Origin of the sequence: Rhizobium sp. AN80A, assembly GCF_030053015.1 — a bacterium.
Taxonomy (GTDB): domain Bacteria; phylum Pseudomonadota; class Alphaproteobacteria; order Rhizobiales; family Rhizobiaceae; genus Rhizobium; species Rhizobium metallidurans.
In genome coordinates, this window is record NZ_JASJPX010000003.1 from 1,398,448 (window position 1) to 1,413,850 (window position 15,403).

The 15,403-nt window shown below is 61.5% G+C and carries 17 protein-coding genes and 1 tRNA gene; 9 read left to right on the forward strand and 9 right to left on the reverse strand.

Going from position 1 to position 15,403, the window contains the following annotated elements:
• Positions 1–151 precede the first annotated feature (151 nt).
• Entirely contained in the window at positions 152–1,255 is a 1,104-nt protein-coding gene (locus tag P3R82_RS18505) for a COX15/CtaA family protein (protein WP_283194836.1), read from the reverse strand.
• Between the two features lie 115 nt (positions 1,256–1,370).
• Between P3R82_RS18505 and P3R82_RS18510 the strand changes: the two genes are divergently transcribed.
• Together P3R82_RS18510 and P3R82_RS18515 are read left to right on the forward strand one after the other, a co-directional pair.
• Positions 1,371–1,580, forward strand: a complete 210-nt coding sequence (locus P3R82_RS18510; protein WP_183899617.1) for a DUF2842 domain-containing protein — start codon at positions 1,371–1,373, stop codon at positions 1,578–1,580.
• Between the two features lie 116 nt (positions 1,581–1,696).
• Positions 1,697–2,941: a GNAT family N-acetyltransferase gene (locus P3R82_RS18515; RefSeq protein ID WP_283194837.1), complete on the forward strand. Its 1,245-nt coding sequence runs from the start codon at positions 1,697–1,699 to the stop codon at positions 2,939–2,941.
• Here the strand turns inward: P3R82_RS18515 and P3R82_RS18520 are convergent, their stop codons facing one another.
• Entirely contained in the window at positions 2,942–5,104 is a 2,163-nt protein-coding gene (locus tag P3R82_RS18520) for a Wzz/FepE/Etk N-terminal domain-containing protein (protein ID WP_283194838.1), read from the reverse strand. It abuts the gene before it with no gap.
• A 191-nt stretch (positions 5,105–5,295) separates the two neighbouring features.
• Between P3R82_RS18520 and P3R82_RS18525 the strand changes: the two genes are divergently transcribed.
• The 6 genes from P3R82_RS18525 to P3R82_RS18550 all read left to right on the forward strand — a co-directional run bounded on the left by P3R82_RS18525 (position 5,296) and on the right by P3R82_RS18550 (position 10,448).
• Complete coding sequence (locus P3R82_RS18525; RefSeq protein ID WP_183899614.1) at positions 5,296–5,871, forward strand: polysaccharide biosynthesis/export family protein; 576 nt, start codon at positions 5,296–5,298, stop codon at positions 5,869–5,871.
• A 6-nt stretch (positions 5,872–5,877) separates the two neighbouring features.
• Positions 5,878–7,047, forward strand: a complete 1,170-nt coding sequence (locus tag P3R82_RS18530; protein WP_283194839.1) for a glycosyltransferase family 4 protein — start codon at positions 5,878–5,880, stop codon at positions 7,045–7,047.
• A gap of 57 nt (positions 7,048–7,104) precedes the next feature.
• Positions 7,105–8,658, forward strand: a complete 1,554-nt coding sequence (locus tag P3R82_RS18535; protein WP_283194840.1) for an undecaprenyl-phosphate glucose phosphotransferase — start codon at positions 7,105–7,107, stop codon at positions 8,656–8,658.
• Positions 8,655–9,929: an O-antigen ligase family protein gene (locus tag P3R82_RS18540; RefSeq protein WP_283194841.1), complete on the forward strand. Its 1,275-nt coding sequence runs from the start codon at positions 8,655–8,657 to the stop codon at positions 9,927–9,929. The genes P3R82_RS18535 and P3R82_RS18540 overlap by 4 nt, the downstream gene beginning before the upstream one ends.
• A 9-nt stretch (positions 9,930–9,938) precedes the next feature.
• On the forward strand, positions 9,939–10,232 hold the full coding sequence (locus P3R82_RS18545) for a helix-turn-helix transcriptional regulator (RefSeq protein WP_283194842.1): 294 nt from the start codon (positions 9,939–9,941) through the stop codon (positions 10,230–10,232).
• Positions 10,233–10,298: 66 nt separating this feature from the next.
• Positions 10,299–10,448 (forward strand): hypothetical protein, encoded by a 150-nt coding sequence (locus P3R82_RS18550; RefSeq protein WP_183899609.1) that lies wholly within the window; start codon positions 10,299–10,301, stop codon positions 10,446–10,448.
• 31 nt (positions 10,449–10,479) lie between these two features.
• Here P3R82_RS18550 and P3R82_RS18555 read toward each other — a convergent pair whose 3' ends face one another.
• Positions 10,480–10,692 carry a hypothetical protein gene (locus P3R82_RS18555; RefSeq protein WP_283194843.1) on the reverse strand — a complete coding sequence of 71 codons (213 nt, stop codon included), beginning with the start codon at positions 10,690–10,692 and terminating at the stop codon, positions 10,480–10,482.
• A gap of 255 nt (positions 10,693–10,947) precedes the next feature.
• Positions 10,948–11,024 (reverse strand) — tRNA-Pro (locus tag P3R82_RS18560).
• 231 nt (positions 11,025–11,255) lie between these two features.
• Between P3R82_RS18560 and P3R82_RS18565 the strand changes: the two genes are divergently transcribed.
• Complete coding sequence (locus P3R82_RS18565; protein ID WP_183899607.1) at positions 11,256–11,405, forward strand: hypothetical protein; 150 nt, start codon at positions 11,256–11,258, stop codon at positions 11,403–11,405.
• A gap of 8 nt (positions 11,406–11,413) precedes the next feature.
• Here the strand turns inward: P3R82_RS18565 and P3R82_RS18570 are convergent, their stop codons facing one another.
• The 5 genes from P3R82_RS18570 to plsX all read right to left on the reverse strand — a co-directional run bounded on the left by P3R82_RS18570 (position 11,414) and on the right by plsX (position 15,384).
• Entirely contained in the window at positions 11,414–12,082 is a 669-nt protein-coding gene (locus P3R82_RS18570; RefSeq protein ID WP_349294073.1) for an HAD family hydrolase, read from the reverse strand.
• 53 nt (positions 12,083–12,135) lie between these two features.
• Positions 12,136–12,669 carry a MerR family transcriptional regulator gene (locus P3R82_RS18575; RefSeq protein WP_183899606.1) on the reverse strand — a complete coding sequence of 178 codons (534 nt, stop codon included), beginning with the start codon at positions 12,667–12,669 and terminating at the stop codon, positions 12,136–12,138.
• Positions 12,670–12,898: 229 nt separating this feature from the next.
• Entirely contained in the window at positions 12,899–13,237 is a 339-nt protein-coding gene (locus P3R82_RS18580; RefSeq protein WP_018898677.1) for an integration host factor subunit alpha, read from the reverse strand.
• Between the two features lie 109 nt (positions 13,238–13,346).
• Positions 13,347–14,318, reverse strand: a complete 972-nt coding sequence (locus tag P3R82_RS18585) for a beta-ketoacyl-ACP synthase III (protein ID WP_183899605.1) — start codon at positions 14,316–14,318, stop codon at positions 13,347–13,349.
• Between the two features lie 19 nt (positions 14,319–14,337).
• Positions 14,338–15,384, reverse strand: coding sequence for a phosphate acyltransferase PlsX (gene plsX / locus P3R82_RS18590; protein WP_283194844.1), 1,047 nt, complete (start codon positions 15,382–15,384; stop codon positions 14,338–14,340).
• Positions 15,385–15,403 lie beyond the last annotated feature (19 nt).

Sequence of the window (15,403 nt, forward strand, 5' to 3'; positions counted from 1 at the left end):
ACCGGCAACGCCCACTGCTTGCCAAGCAGACAGCGGGACGCGGTTGCTGCCCGATCTGGCCGAGGCAAACTTGTGATCTGTCGAAGCCGCGTCAGACGCGCAAGGCTAGCCACTATCCGTGCATATTCCCGCCATGGGCCATGGCCGCGAATCAATCGCGTTCGGAGATAACCGTCGCGTGAGGGTACTCACCATAGAAGCCGCGCCAGTTAGCGATCGCGAAGCCGAAGACGACAAGCGCGCCGCCCTGATGCATCAGACCCCACTGGAGCGGGACTTCGAACAGCAGTGTGGCGACGCCGATCGCGCCCTGGATAGTCACGAGAGCGAACATCACGACGGCGCGGCGCGCATGCGTCGTGGCGGGTGCGGCGCGCAGCATGACGATCATGTTGAGCAGTGTCACGGCAAACAGCGTGTAGGCGCCGATGCGATGGATGAACTGCACCGTCTTCGGATTTTCGAAGAAGTTGATCCATGCCGGCTGCTGGATCAGCAGATCGGACGGCACGAGGGCGCCGTCCATCAGCGGCCATGTATTGTATGTGAAGCCCGCGTCGAGACCGGCGACCAGCGCGCCTAGATAGATTTGGAACAAGGTGAGCGCGACGATCGCACCGGCCCAGACATGCGCATTCTTGCTCGGCGCGCTGTCCTTTGAATGCGGTGACAGGGCGCGCATGATCCACATGCAGGAGCCGAAGATCAGACAGGCCGTGATCAGATGCGTCGCCAGACGGTACTGGCTGACATCGGTGCGCGCGGTCAGGCCCGACGAGACCATCCACCAGCCGATGGCGCCCTGGAAGCCGCCAAGCGCCAGAATGCCGACGAGAGGCCAGCGCAGACGCCGCTCGATCCGGCCGGTTGCCCAGAAATAGATCAGCGGCAGCGCGAAGATCACGCCAATGCCGCGAGCGATCAGGCGGTGGGCCCATTCCCACCAGAAGATGCCCTTGAACTCATCGACCGTCATGTCGCTATTGATCTGCTGGAACTCCGGAATACGCTGGTAAAGCTTGAATTCCTCCTCCCACTGGGCGGCGTTCAACGGCGGAATGACACCGTGGATCGGCTTCCATTCCGTGATCGAGAGGCCGGAGTTCGTCAGTCGGGTCGCTCCGCCGACGATCACCAGACAGAACAGCGCCAGAAGAACAATGCCGAGCCAAATTCGTACGGCCTTGCGATTGTCATCCTGCTTGCGCACCTGACGCAGAATTTCCTGTTCAGTCGTGAGATCGGCGACGGCCATGGAGGGACTCCTTCGTTCCGCCAGTTGATTTGCCTTAGCCACTGATGCAAAACAAGTCTGAACATTTGCGGCATGCCGTCGCGGTGGCCTGCACATCCAATCTGGAATTCAACAGATGCCCGTCCGCCTTCGCAAGTTCATCGGCACCATCCTCATCGTCGTTCTCGTGCTCCTCTATGCGCTGGTCGCCAATACCATCGCGGTTGCTACGCTCGGCAGTGCGCCGTGGTGGGGCCACCTCCTCTATTTCTCGCTGACGGGACTGCTCTGGGTGTTGCCGGCAATGCTCATCATCAAGTGGATGGCCGGTCCCAAGCAACAATAGCATTAATCGCGAAATAACCGTGATTGACGGAAAAGCCGGCGGCCTGGCTCCCGTAAAGGAAATCGACGCGCTGGCACGCTATTTTCCCGGGCAGTATCTTTTCCCGGAGAACGCCCGTGCAAACGCAGAAGCTTCCATTGGAATCCGCGCCGCGTGAGATCGCCGCAGACGCCGATGCCGAACAGGCGAAGCTCGGAGAGACTGATGCACGACTGTTCTTCGATGCGATCGAGATCGACGTCGTCGATTCCATGGAAGCCATCGAGCAGGAGTGGCGCGCGCTCGAGCGCGACCGTCTGAACTCGCTGCATCAGGGCTATGACTGGTGCGCATCCTGGATGAAAGCTTTTGGCAATCCGGCCGCCGTCATCCGCGGCCGATCGGGTATGCGAACCGTCTTCATCCTTCCCGTCGAGATCGTCCGGTCGCGCGGCGTGCGTGTCGCCAAGTTCATCGGCGCCGACCACAGCAATATCAACACCGGTCTGTTCGCAGCCGATCTCGCGGATGCCTTCGAGACACTCGATGCAAGTGACCTTGCCACGCGCTTCTCCGGTGCGCTCCGAGGGAAAGCCGACCTCTTGCTGCTGCAGAACATTCCGCTCACATGGCGCGGCCGTCGCAATCCGTTGGCACTGCTGCCGATGGTTCAAAATCAGAACCATGCCTATCAATTGCCGCTGTCCGACACGATGGAAGCAACGCTGAAGCAGTTGAACGCCAAAGGTCGGCGGAAGAAGTTCCGCGTGCAATCGAAGCGCCTGGAGGAACTTGGCGGCTTCGACTACGTCAGCGGCTCGGACGCCAGGAGCCAGCACATGCTTCTCGACCAGTTCTTCCGGCTGAAAAGCGAACGCTTCAAGGCCATGGGATTGCCCGACGTCTTCGACGACGTCGAGACGAAGGCCTTCCTGCATGGTGCGATCGATATCCGCGACGCCAAGAACGAACTGTTCGGCCTCGAAATGCATGCCATACAGCTGAAAGGCGCGCATGCCGGTCATCTGGCCGCCATCGCCGGCATATCGCGAAAGGGCGATCATGTGATCTGCCAGTTCAGTACGATCGACGAAAGCATCGGCGCCGAGGCCAGCCCGGGGGAATTTCTGTTCTGGCAGATGATACAGGGCCTGCACGGAAAGGGCGTCAGTTTGTTCGATTTCGGCCTCGGCGACCAGGGCTACAAGCGTTCCTGGGCGCCAGTCGAGACCGACCATTACGATGTGGTGCTGCCGCTGACCGCTCGCGGCATCGTCGCCGGCGCGGTGCACCGGCTCGTGACCCGAGGCAAGGCCTACATCAAGTCACAACAGCGGCTCTATCGCGCCGCCCAGCGCCTGCGCCGGTTCGCCGGCGTCTGATCAGGCCGCCTGCTGGGCGACCGTCGCATTGCCATCCATATTGCCGCCGGACATCAGCACGACGCGCTCGTAGCCCGCCTCTTCGAAGCTGGTCATCGCGGCCACGAACTGTTCCTCGACGATCTCGGGCATGGACAGGATGATTTCGACCGTCTTGCTATGCGTGAGCCTGGAGACGCCGGCCACATCGGCGGCGCCGGATTCGACCAGCACGAGATCATAGGCGGAGGTTAGCGCGTCGAGCAGCAGCGAGAGGCGGTCGGCGCCGCGCATGGCGCGACGCATGTCGCTGGTGCCCTGCGGGATGAAGTGGGCGTCGGAGAGATGATCACCATGGATGGTGTCGCCAAAGGCCGCCTCGCCGCACAAGAGATCCGTAACGCCCGGCAGCGAACGCCCCTGCGCCATCAGTTCGGTCGGATGTCCAGAACCGGTCATGTCCACCAGCACGACGCGGGAGCCGGCCGACGCCAGCGTGCGGGCCAGGGCGACGGTGGCGGCCGATCCATTGTCACCGGTCGGTGAGATCGCGATTGCGAGTGGCGCGCGGCTGCCGAGCAGGTACTGGGCGACGGAAGCGATTGAGAATTCGTTTTCCTCTTCCGGTTGCTCGACGACGGGCTCTTCGGCTGCCTCGTCCTCCCGTTCGTCCTGCTCGTCTTGCTGCACGGCCAGCATGCTCGGTGCTGCCATGCGCGCGCGCGGCGAGACGGCGACAATTTCGACCGTTTCCTGCTCGACGCGCTCTTCAGTTCCGTAGCCCGATATCGGCCGCAGCGCACGCCCGCTGAAGAGTTCCGCCAGCATGATCACGATCGAGGTCATGATGAAGGTCGCGAACGACACGACGGCAACGATCGGAACGACCTTGGGGAAATAGGGATCGACCGGTTGAACCGCGGTGGAGACGATGCGGGCATCGGCTGGGCTGGAATTCTTGTCGGCGCGCGAGGCGGCCTCGCGGAAGCGCGCCAGATAGGTTTCAAGCAGCTGCCGCTGTGCCGCGGCCTCGCGCTGAAGCGCGTTGAGGCCGACCTCATCCTCGCCGGCCTGGGCGCTGTTGGCCTTGACCTTGTTGGACTGCTGATCGAGCTCCTGTTCGCGAAGCGTCGCTACTTTCGCTTCGTTCTCGATGCTTGCCAGGATCTTCTGCGTTTCCTGACGGATCTGCGTCCTGATGTCGGCGAGCTGGGCGCGAAGGCTCTTCAGCCGCGGATGGTTGTTCAGCAGCGATGTCTGAAGGTCGGATATCTGCGACTGCAGGCCAGATTCCGTTCCCTTCAGCCGCTGGATCGCCTGCGACGACATGATGTCCTGCAACGTGTCGGACGGCTCGCCGGACGACAGCGCATTGCGCACGGATTGCGCACGCGCCTGGGCGTTCACCTTGTCGCCACGCACGCGCGTCAGCTCGGCGGAAATGTCGTTCAACTGCTGCGTCTGGAAATTGCCGCCGCCATTGGTCGGCAGCAGGCCGCGCGCCGTACGATATTCGGCGACCTTCTGCTCGGCTTCGCTGACCTTGGTGCGGAGCGTCTCGATCTCAGGCTCCAGCCAGCGCGTGGCTTCCGAGTTGGAGTCGAGCTTGGCGCCGCTCTGCTTGGCCAGGTAAGCGGCCGCCATGGCGTTCGGGATCGCCGCTGCAAGTGCCGGGTCCTTCGAGGTGAAGGTGATACCAATGACGCGGGAGCCGGGAACCTGGTAGACCTGCAGGCGCTCGACGAAAGCATTGATGACGCGCTCTTCCGGCGGATTGGCGAGCGGGCTCTTCTTCAGGTTCAGCGCGATCAGAATGTCGCCGAGGGCGGAACTGTCTGCCGCGGCGTCGAATTCCGGGAGATCGTAGAGCTTCTGGCTGCTGATGACCTGCTTGATGAGATCGGCCGACTGCAGAAGCTGAACCTGGCTGGAGATATTCAGTTCGTCGAGGAGCTGGCTTGCGTTCGCGTCGGCGGCCTGCGCGTTGGCGAAGGCCGGCGCGCGCGGCTCGATCAGGATGCGCGTTTCGCTGCGATACTTCGGCGAGACCATCTTGGCGCCGACAAAGGCCACCCCTGCCCCGAGCAGCGTGATGGCCACGACCTTGAGCCGACGGGCCCAAACGCCGCGGACCAGCTGGGCAAGATCGATATCGACATCCTGATTACCCGTTACGCCGGACATGCTCGTACTCCAAGAACAAAGGTGCCCGCGAGGGTAAATGACTATAGTAACTCAACGGTTAATGCTTGCCGGCAGGCGTCCGGAGCATTCGGACAGTGAAGAAAAAGCGAATTCGACGGCGGCCTTTACCGGTCATTAACCCTAACGGATCGATAACGTGAGGAAGAAGTTCGTTTCCCGTGAGAAGCTAGATGCCCGTCGCACAGCCCAAGTTTCTGATGGCCTTGAGCCTTGCCGCCATGACAGCAGTCCTGGCCGGCTGCAACAGCTATCAGCCCGCTCCGCGCGCATTCAATCAGGCGACCATACAGCCCTATTCGCTGGATAGCGGCGACAGGCTTCGCATTACGGTATTCGACCAGCCAAGCATGACCAATACCTACACGATCGACCAGGCCGGCTACATCGCCTTCCCGCTCATCGGCCAGGTCGCGGCGCGTGGCCGTACGCTGCAGCAGCTGTCGGGACAGATCGCGCAGAAGCTCAAGCAGGGCTATCTTCGCGACCCCGATGTCACCATCGACGTCGATCGCTATCGCTCGATCTTCATCATGGGCGAGGTCGGTCAGCCCGGGCAATACGCCTATGTACCGGGCATGACCGCGCAGAACGCGATCGCCGTTGCCGGCGGCTTCACGCCGCGCGCCAACCAGGGCGCCGTCGACGTCACCAGAAAGATCAATGGGCAGGTCATGACCGGTCGCGTCAACATATCGTCCGCGATCATCGCCGGCGATACGCTCTATGTCCGCGAACGGCTGTTCTGATCGTAGATGAGCGAACAGCGGCCCCTTCGCATCATTCACTGCTTCAGGTCCCCGGTCGGCGGCATCTTCCGCCACGTGCGCGATCTGGTGATCGAGCACAGCAAGGCCGGCCATGAAGTGGGCATTCTTTGCGACAGCTCGACCGGGGGCGACTACGAGGACGCGCTTTTCGACGATATCAGGCCGTATCTGGCGCTCGGCCTGACGCGCGTCCCGATCCGGCGCTCGGTCAGCCTTTCCGATATCGGCGTACTTTGGGACGCCTACAAGAAGATCAAAAGTTTGCGGCCGGACGTGCTGCACGGACACGGCGCCAAAGGCGGCGTGCTCGCGCGACTGGCCGGCTCAGCCCTGCGGGTGAACAGGTATTGCGTAGCCCGCCTCTATACCGCCCATGGCGGAAGCCTGCATTATTCCCGATCCTCGCTTCTGGGGCAGTTCGTGCTGCGGATGGAGCGGCTGCAGGAATATTTCACGGACGCCCTGGTCTTCATCTGCGAGTACGAGCGCGAAACCTATACCAAGAGAGTCGGTCGGCCGCGAACGCAGACGCGACTGATCTACAACGGCATCAGCGAGCGGGATTTCGAGCTGATCCCCACCCGGTCCGATGCCGTCCACTTCATCTACGTTGGCATGTTGCGGGACCTTAAGGGTCCCGACCTTTTTGTGGACGCCTTCGCCAAGACGGAACGCCTGATCGGCCGGCCGCTCTCGGCGCTGATGATCGGCGACGGGCCGGATCGGGATCGCTACCGGGAGATGATGGTCGAGCGCGGCCTTGGGAAGCGCATCGGCATGCTGCCCGCCATGCGTGTCCAGCAGGCTTTCGCCATGTCGCAGAACCTGGTCGTCCCATCGCGGGCCGAAGCCATGCCCTACATCGTTCTCGAGGGGCTTGGCGCCGGAAAGACAATCATCGCGACCCGTGTCGGCGGCATTCCGGAAGCGCTCGGCAAGGATAGCGGAGCACTCGTGGCGCCAGACAATGCCGACGACCTCGCGCGGGTGATGGCGGACGCCATTCGCATTCCCGAATGGCACGACAAGACGATGCCCCCGATCGAACAGGTGCGCTCGGTGTTTTCCGCGACCGTCATGGCCAACGAGGTGCTGGAGCTCTATCGCGACCTCATCCGCCGCCCGGCAGCAGGAGCAGCGAAAGCCGCCTCGTAAAACGTTTCTTAGGGGCTTTGTGCTATTGCCGACTGGTGAAACAGCGGCGGTAGCCTGATGAACAAGGCAGAGAACAACGATCAATTTGATCTGGAAACCCTGCGCAAGCAAGTTTCCGACGTCAATCGACGCGGCGACGGCAGCGAGACGACGAGCTCGGAGCCGCTCAACGACTACGCACGTCAGATCGCCGAACAGTTCAGCGATGGCACACGCACGCCATCGATCATGATCGGACAGTTCCGGCTGATCGAATTCCTGTCGCAGTTCGGAATCGGCCTGCTTTCCTTTCTGCTATGGGTGGATACCGAGGAAACCATCGCCATGCGAGCCGTTGCGTCCCTGTGCGTCGCAGCGCTCCTGGTCGTCGCGCTACAGACAGCCGATTGCTACACCATTCCGGCACTTCGCGCCCGTACGCGGCCGCTTCCCAAAGTGCTCCTGACATGGACCGTCGTCTTTGCCGCCATGGTCGCGATCATCGCGGTCGTCAGCCCGGTCGGCGCGGCGCAGCTGCATTCCTACGTCGGCTGGTTTGCTCTTGGCGGCGTCTTCCTGCTCGGGTCCCGCTTCCTGCTCGCCTACGGCATCCGGAACTGGGCGCGAAACGGCATCATGGAGCGCCGCGCGGTTCTCGTCGGCGGCGGCCAGCCGGCCAAGGACTTCATCCGTCTGCTCGAGCAGCAGCCGGACAACGACATCCGCATATGCGGCATCTTCGACGACCGCGGCGAGAAGCGCTCGCCGGCGATGGTCGCCGGCTACCCCAAGCTCGGGACGATCGGCGAGCTCGTCGAATTCGCCCGCCTGACCCGGATCGACATGCTGATCATTGCGCTGCCGCTCAGCGCCGAGGCACGCATCTTGCAGCTCTTGAAAAAGCTCTGGGTGCTGCCGGTGGACATCCGGCTCGCGGCCCATTCGAACCGCCTGCGCTTCCGCCCGCGTGCCTATTCGCATGTCGGCTCCGTGCCGATGCTCGATATCTTCAACAAACCCATTCGCGACTGGGATTCGGTGGCCAAGCGCTGCTTCGACATCTTCTTCGCCGTGCTTGCGCTTGTCGTTGTCTGGCCGATCATGCTGGTGACGGCGCTCGCCATCAAGACGACGTCGCCGGGGCCCGTCTTCTTCATGCAGAAGCGGCATGGCTTCAATAACGAGGTCATCAACGTCTTCAAGTTCCGCTCGATGTATTCGAACATGGGCGACCCGACCGGAAAGGCGGCAGTCACCAAGGGTGACCCCCGCGTGACACCCGTCGGCCGTTTCATCCGCAAGACGTCGATCGACGAATTGCCGCAACTGTTCAACGTGCTCATCGGCAACCTGTCGCTCGTCGGCCCCCGCCCGCATGCGGTGCTTGCACAGGCCCGCGACCGCGCCTTCGGCGACGTCGTTGAAGGGTATTTCGCCCGCCACCGCGTCAAGCCCGGCGTGACCGGCTGGGCGCAGATCAACGGCTGGCGCGGCGAGGTCGACAATGACGACAAGATCAAGTTCCGCACGGCCTACGATCTCTACTACATCGAGAACTGGTCGCTCTGGTTCGACCTGAAGATCCTGTTCCTCACGCCGTTTCGCCTGTTCAACACGGAAAACGCCTATTGAGCGCGATCGAACCGACATACGCGCGCGTCGCCGATCCACAACGGGCGACACTGCGGCTGATCGGTTCGGCGGCCGTGACTGTCGGCGTGTTCCTTTCGGGCTTCGTTATCAGCGAGCCCGCCCCCTATGAACTGTGGATGGCCGGGTTGGTCGGACTGTGGTTCATCCTCGGCCTCAGGATTTCTCGCTATACCTTTCCGCTTCTGGCCCTGCTGATCACCTTCAACGTCGGCGGCATGCTGTCGCTGACGCAGATGAAGGATATCGCCGACGGTCCTATGTATATCGCGGTATCGACATTCCTTGCTCTGACCGCCGTCTTCTACGCGGCGATCATCGAGGACAGTCACCGACGGCTGCAGCTCATCTTCAATGCCTGGGCATTCGCGGCCGTGATTACCTCGACGCTCGGCATTCTCGGGTATTTTCAGGTTTTTCCGGGCTCCGAGGTCTTCACCCTCTACGACCGCGCCAAGGGCGCCTTTCAAGACCCCAATGTCTTCGGCCCGTTCCTCGTACCCCCTTCCCTCTATCTCGTGCACGGCATCCTGACGGGAAATCTGCGTGCCGCGCCGCTCAAGGCGGTAGCGCTGCTGATCCTTGCGCTGGGTGTGTTCCTGTCGTTCTCGCGCGCGGCCTGGGGCCTGTTTCTGCTGACCATCCTGCTGCTGATCTTCGTGATGCTGCTCAAGGAGCGGACCGGCGCCTTCCGGCTGCGCATTCTGGTCCTGTCCTTGGCGGCTATCCTGATGATGGTCGCCTCGCTTGTCATCGCATTGCAGTTTCCGAAGGTCAGCGAGCTGTTCTCGATGCGCGCGCAGCTCGTGCAGCAATATGACGGCGAGTATCTCGGGCGCTTCGCGCGTCACCGGATCGGCCTCACGATGATGATGGAGCGGCCGCTCGGCATCGGGCCGATGGTGTTCGGCACCATTTTTCCCGAAGACGAGCATAATATCTGGCTGAAGTCGCTGACGACTTATGGCTGGCTCGGCTTCGTCAGCTATATCGTGATGCTTTGCTGGACCCTCTATCTCGGTTTCAAGAACCTGCTCAAGGACCGGCCCTGGCAGCCCTATCTGATGATTGGCTGGATCGGCGTGATCGGTCACGTGGCGATCGGCAACGTCATCGACATCGATCACTGGCGTCACGTCTACCTGCTGTTCGGCATCGTGTGGGGCTGCGCCGCGCTCGAGGCGAGGCACCAGCGCGACGCAATTCGCTCGCGACCTCCGCCGAGCCCTTGCGAACCGGCGCCGGCGCGCTAGACTTTCCTTATGATTACAGCCATGCAGATACGCGCCGCCCGCGCCATGACGGGTATGACGATAGAGCAACTGGCAACCGCATCCGGCCTGCCCGTCGCAACCCTCGAAACTCTTGAGCGTGACGAGACGCAAGGCGAGCCGCAGGCGCTGCTGGCGGTCAAGCAGGCGCTCGAAACCGGCGGCGTTCTCTTCATCGCCAGCGGCAATCATGACGAGGGTGGTCCGGGCGTCCGTCTGAAGGCGCGCACCGGCGGCGACGAGGGAATTCGTCCTGAGAACCTGAACTCGGCAAACGACGACTGAGCGCGGAACAAAAATCGAGGTTTCGCGTTATTCCCGCGCATTATCAAAATGTTGAGGGATATTTACTTGAGAAACTCGAACAGTCTTTATGTTGTCATCGGCGCGCTGATCGTCGTCGTCGCCGGACTTGGCGCCTACATCTACAATGAGAAGACGAAGCCGACGGGCGTCGAGATGAGCATTGGCGAGAACGGCGTGTCCATCGAGCAGAAGTGACGTTCAGGCGATGAGCGCGACCTGCGCGCGCTCAATTCTTGAGACTATGGACGCGCTGTAAATACAGCGCGTCGTCAATGATGACGGCCGCAGCAACCTTCATCAGATGGGTTTCCGCCAACTCCATCAGCAACAGCGCCACATCACGTTCCGGCCACCCGGCCTGAACAGCATTGTCGACCACCTTCGAAAGTGATTCCGACATTCCAGCTCGAAGAGATCTGCTGTCATTGACATCAATCATGAACAACCTCATGCATCTCCCGTATATCCATGCCATAATTGGAGGAAATATTCGAGATGACATTATGATTTTCAGATGATTTATTCAGAGCAGCGGCCTAATCCAATTTAATACTGGACATTGGCGCCATTCATTATTGACAAGCCGAGAATCATTTCTCACCGCGCATGGAAGCGCGCTAGGCCAAACCTTGCTCTTCGTTGAGAGTTTTTATGATGATCCCGGCTCCTGGGGGCTGCCGACGATCTGTTTAAATGGTCGGGGCGACAGGACTTGAACCTGCGACCCCTTGACCCCCAGTCAAGTGCGCTACCGGGCTGCGCTACGCCCCGACCTGCCTTTACGGCCTGATCCTGTTAGTCTTTTGGGATTCTCGGCGCAAGCGAAAAATCGACATCGCTTGGAAATTCACCCGTTCTTTTCGTCCGACGCGCCCAGCGTAGCCGTCCGGCGCCGCAAAGCGCTTGCCCTCGCTCGCTCATCTGACTATTGGGACGTCAGATTGCCAAGGGAGACACAGCATGGAAATCGAGATCCCCTGCCCGAAGTGCAGGAACACCAGAATGAAGTTCGAACGTCCGCAGCCGCTGGATAGCGACATGCTGACATGCTTCACCTGCGGACACGAGCTCGGCACGCTCGGCTCCGTCAAGGCGAAGATGCTGGCCGCATATGAGCGGATGCAGAAGCAGGGCCTGCCGCGCAAGCAGTGAGTGCTGGACTAGCGGCGTGCGAAACCGATGCGGCCGTCGTCGTTCAACGCGACGCCGCAGCCGTGATAATCGGCGATCGACATGTGCGGAGTTTCAAACGGCGTGGCGTGGGTCGTCGTGACGACGACCACATCCGCGCCCGCCGCCTCGCCCGCGAGGATACCGGCGACCGCGTCCTCGAACACCAGGCAACGACCGGGATCAACACCCAGACGTTCGGCGCCAAGGCGATAGCCTTCCGGGCTCGGTTTTCCGGATGATACCTCTTCACCCGTCACGATCACCGATGGCATGGGAATGCCGGCGGCGGCCATGCGGAGCCTCGCAAGCTCCGCCGGCGCGGAGGTGACGATGGCCCATCGCTCCGGCGGCAGGCTGTTGAGGAATTGCACCGCGCCCGGGATCTCGACGATGCCGTCGACATCCTCCAACTCCTCTTGAAGCAAGAGCCGCGCTTCGTGCTCGGCATCGACACCAGGCAGCGCCAGACCGCGGATCACATCGCTGGCGCGAATGCCATGGATCGTCTTCAGGAACACCTCGGGCTGCAAGCCGTACCTGATCGCCCAGCCGGTCCATACACGCTCGACCACGGCAATGGAGTTCAGCAGGGTTCCGTCCATGTCGAACAGGAAGGCGTCATAAACCTTTTCGGGGGACTTTGCGGTAACCGGCACACGAAGCTCCTGCCTGACGATACGGGATGATCTCGGGTCGGCCGACGGCGACCTCAGCGGACCTGATCGAGAAGGCGCTTGCATTCCAGGAGATCATATAGCGCCTCCTGCAACAGCGCCCGGTCTTCCTTGCCGACGCTCGATTTGCCGAGGGACACCTCGGCCGCGTCGTCGTCGCCGCCGCCGAAGTTGAAGAAACGGCGGGACGCGGGCGCCTTGGCGCGGCCGACCAACTGATCTTCCTCCGACATCCCGACCCTGGGCTCGCCGGCATCGCCCTCGCTCTGGCCGGTCAGGGCCTGAACGCTCGCGAGATCGCCATGGCCGATCGCGATGACGAACTTGTTGCCGTTGGTCTTCAGAAGCTTCTGTACACCCTTGATGGTGTAGCCGTGATCATAGAGCAGGTGCCTAATGCCCTTCAGGAGATCGACGTCTTCAGGCCGGTAATATCGCCGGCCGCCGCCGCGCTTCATCGGCTTGATCTGCGGGAAGCGGGTTTCCCAGAAACGCAGCACGTGCTGCGGAAGATCCAGGTCGTCCGCTACCTCGCTGATGGTGCGAAAAGCATCCGGGCTCTTATCCAAGGTTCTCACTCCCTACGCGATTTTCAGCACGCGATCTTCGGCGCGTCGCGCCTGCCGTTCGCCGGCAAGCCCAAGGGCTCGCACCTGAAATGTCCGAGCCGCGACTCATCATATTTCAACGGTTTGCTTGCGTTAATTCAAGTCACGTCTCGAATTCGCACAGAAAACCTTGCGGAAAATTCAATGGAAGCGTCGATCAGCCTCGTCGGGCGACGGGGCCGGGAAGCGATCAGGCAGCCGGATTGGCCGGCTTGGTCTTGACCTTGCGCAGCGTGTGCGCCTTCAAGATCCGGGTCTTCAGCACGTTCGATGCCTTGAAGGTCATGACGCGGCGCGGAGAGATCGGCACTTCCTCGCCGGTCTTCGGATTACGTCCGATGCGCTCGTTCTTGTCGCGCACCTGAAAGGTCGCGAAGGAGGAAAGCTTGACCGTCTCACCGCGAACGATGGCGTTGCAGATCTCGTCGATCACAGTCTCCACGAGCTCCGCCGATTCCGTTCGGGACAGACCGACTTTGCGAAAAACGGATTCCGCCAAGTCTGCGCGCGTGACTGTTTTGCCGGTCATCTTTTTCCCTGCCCATCGGTTTTGTTTTGTGAGGACGAGCGAAGAGTATTTGTCTTGCGCCTTACGGTCAAGCCCTTGTTCGTTGTCAGTTTTTTCGGTTTTTAGACCGTTACCAGCGCAGCAGCACGGCGCCCCAGGTGAAGCCGCCGCCCATCGCTTCGAGCATGACGAGATCGCCCTTCTTGATACGCCCGTCGCCAGCTGCAACCGCGAGCGCGAGCGGGATCGATGCCGCCGACGTGTTGCCGTGCAGGTCAACGGTGACGACGACCTTGTCGGGCGCGATGTTGAGCTTCTTGGCCGAGCCATCGATGATGCGACGATTTGCCTGATGCGGCACCAGCCAGTCGAGATCGTCCGACGTGGTCCCGGTGCTGTCGAAGGCTGCCTGAATGACGTCGGTGATCATGCCGACGGCGTATTTGAAGACCTCGCGGCCCTCCATCCGCAGCTTGCCGACCGTGCCCGTGGTCGATGGTCCGCCATCGACGAAGAGCTTGTCCTTGTGCGAGCCGTCCGAACGCAGATGCGCGGTCAGCACGCCACGATCCGCCGTCGTCCCCTCGCCTTCGGCCGCCTCGAGCACGATCGCTCCGGCGCCGTCGCCGAAGAGCACGCAGGTCGTGCGGTCGTTCCAGTCGAGGATGCGCGAGAAGGTCTCGGCGCCGATGACAAGCACGCGCTTTGCAAGGCCACCACGGATATAAGCGTCGGCGGTGGTGACCGCGTAGACGAAGCCGGTGCAGACCGCCTGTACGTCGAAGGCAAAGCCGTGGCTCATGCCGAGACGGTTCTGGATGCTGACGGCGGTCGCCGGGAACGTGTTGTCCGGTGTCGACGTCGCGCAGATGATCATGTCGATGTCATCGGGCGTCATGCCGGCCTTTTCGAGCGCCGCCAGAGCCGCCGCCGCGCCGAGCGAGGACGTCGTCTCATCTTCTCCGGCTAGATAACGCTGGCGAATGCCCGTGCGCTGGACAATCCATTCGTCGGAGGTGTCCACGACATCTTCCATGTCGCGATTGGTCATAACGCGTTTCGGAAGCGCGGATCCGAAACCGCGAACCACTGAACGGATCATATTCATCAAATCCCGTCGCTCATGCCGCTTCCGGCCCGATCGGGGGCAGCCGCTTGGCATGATACTTTTGCAAATCGTTTTCTATTTTCTGATTGAGGCCATTCTTGGCCATGTCGTAGCCGACCTCGATCGCCGACGCGATCCCTTCGGCATTGGCGCCGCCGTGACTCTTGATCACCACGCCGTTCAGGCCAAGAAACACACCGCCATTGACCTTGCTCGGGTCCATCTTCTCGCGCAGCATGTCGAAAGCGCTCTTGGCGAAGATGTAGCCGATCTTGGCAAGCAGGGTGCGCGACATCGCGGCCTTGAGATATTCGCCGATCTGGCGAGCAGTGCCTTCTGCGGCCTTGAGCGCAATGTTGCCGGCGAAGCCTTCGGTGACCACGACATCGACGGTTCCCTTGCCGATATCATTGCCCTCGACGAAACCGAAATAGTCGAGCGAGTCGATATTGGCTTCGCGCAGCAGGCGCCCGGCCTCCTTGACCTCTTCCTGCCCCTTGATCTCCTCGACGCCGACATTCAGCAGGCCGATCGTCGGGCGGTCGATCTCGAACAGCGCACGCGCCATGGCCCCGCCCATCAGCGCGAAGTCCATCAGTTGCTGGCTATCGGCCCCGATCGTCGCGCCGACGTCGAGCACGATGCTCTCGCCGCGCATGGTCGGCCAGATCGCCGCGATCGCCGGGCGCTCGATATTGGCCATCGTGCGCAGACAGAACTTGGCCATCGCCATCAGCGCGCCGGTATTGCCGGCGGAAACCGCGACATCGGCGTCCTTGGTCTTCACGGCCTCGAGCGAACGCCACATGGAGGAGACATAGCGGCCGCGGCGCAATGCCTGGCTCGGCTTCTCGTCCATGCGCACCGCAAGTTCGCAATCGTGGAGAACGGATTTCTCCTTCAGCTTCGGAAACTGGTCGAGAATAGGCTCGCACTGTTCCTTCAAGCCATACATCACGAACGATATGTCCGGATGCCGTTCCAGCGCCTTGGCGGCACCGGGGATGACTACCTGGGGACCATAGTCGCCACCCATGAGGTCGAGAGAAATTCTGATCACGCGTCCCTGATCCTTTTTT